The 674-nt window shown below is 52.1% G+C and carries 1 protein-coding gene; it reads left to right on the top strand.

What is annotated here, in order from left to right; genetic code table 11:
- Nucleotides 1-674: hypothetical protein (locus ACFSW5_RS22030; RefSeq protein ID WP_379278058.1), on the top strand; the 674-nt coding region annotated here is incomplete at both ends.

Below are 674 nucleotides of genomic sequence, written 5' to 3'. Positions count from 1 at the left end.
GTAGATAAGATTGGGGAGTGTATTGACCCAGCCGACTTCACCGGCTACAGCATTGTCGTTCCGGTGATCGGGAAAGAGGCGGTCAAGGCGGGTACCAAGAGCGGCCATCTTTACCGGGTTCTGCACTCTATTCTGAGCTTTGCTCCGGATGTGGAGATTCACTTGCTCGGTGGATCTCCGACCGAATACCTGCAGTATATGATCGAGAACGATATCGATATTTTTTCTAAGAGCACAACGGCGAGCTGGTACAACGCGACGAACAACGCCCAAGAGTCAAGGATCTTGAGCGTGGGCAACGTACTCATTACTCCTACGGGGAATGTGTCGGACGGCGGCTTGATTGGGCTTGCGCGGAAAGAGACGTTTATCTCTATTGGAGCTGCCCGACTGGTTAATGGTCGGCCGGTAGCCGAGTTGTACAGCTGCTATGATGAAAATAAGTCTTGTGTGGATGCTTTGTTTTTCTCAAACCTCGAGATTCCCGACGGAGAAGGTGGAGTAATCACTACCGGCAGCGGCACAAGTTTCTCGGCTCCGGCCTTTGCCGGTCTGTTGGCATGCTGGCGGCAAAGGTTTAATGAGCATAACGGGCGTAAACCGACGACAGCCGAGACAAATCAGTTTTTTGCCAATAACTGCGCACGCATAAGTGTCGCGGACTACGATAACCA

It is taken from the genome of Paenibacillus thailandensis, assembly GCF_042685365.1.
Classification (GTDB): domain Bacteria; phylum Bacillota; class Bacilli; order Paenibacillales; family Paenibacillaceae; genus Paenibacillus_AP; species Paenibacillus_AP thailandensis.
Note: the sequence above shows the minus strand (reverse complement) of the source record. Positions and strands in the feature narration are given on the sequence as shown.